Source organism: Kitasatospora sp. NPDC058184 (assembly GCF_042883725.1).
GTDB lineage: Bacteria > Actinomycetota > Actinomycetes > Streptomycetales > Streptomycetaceae > Kitasatospora.
Genome location: NZ_JBHVVE010000053.1, coordinates 1 through 246, shown reverse-complemented (window position 1 = coordinate 246; position 246 = coordinate 1). Strand labels below are relative to the sequence as shown.

The window sequence follows — 246 nt, the reverse complement described above, 5'->3', positions numbered from 1 at the left end:
GCCGAAGACATGGCCGGAGTCTTTCTGTCTTGGAGAAGACCGCCAGCCAGCCATGCCATCACTGGCAGCAAGGAAGGTGGATTTTACGCAGGGACGTCTGCTACCGACGCTGATGCCGGTAATGAGTTCTGTCGACCGGGAAACCCGCCAGCTTCAGCTTTTGCTGGTCATGGGCGTGGATGACTCTCTGGGCGGTGTTGTCCGGCTTAATGGTACGCTGTATCCCGCGTTTGCCGTTCCCTCAGC

1 protein-coding gene is annotated in these 246 nt (G+C 58.5%); it reads left to right on the top strand.

All coding sequences use genetic code 11. The features are described 5' to 3' along the window. Positions 1-52: 52 nt before the first annotated feature. Positions 53-246 (top strand): hypothetical protein (locus ACFVXH_RS41240; RefSeq protein WP_387831226.1); only part of this gene is annotated, 194 nt, incomplete at its 3' end.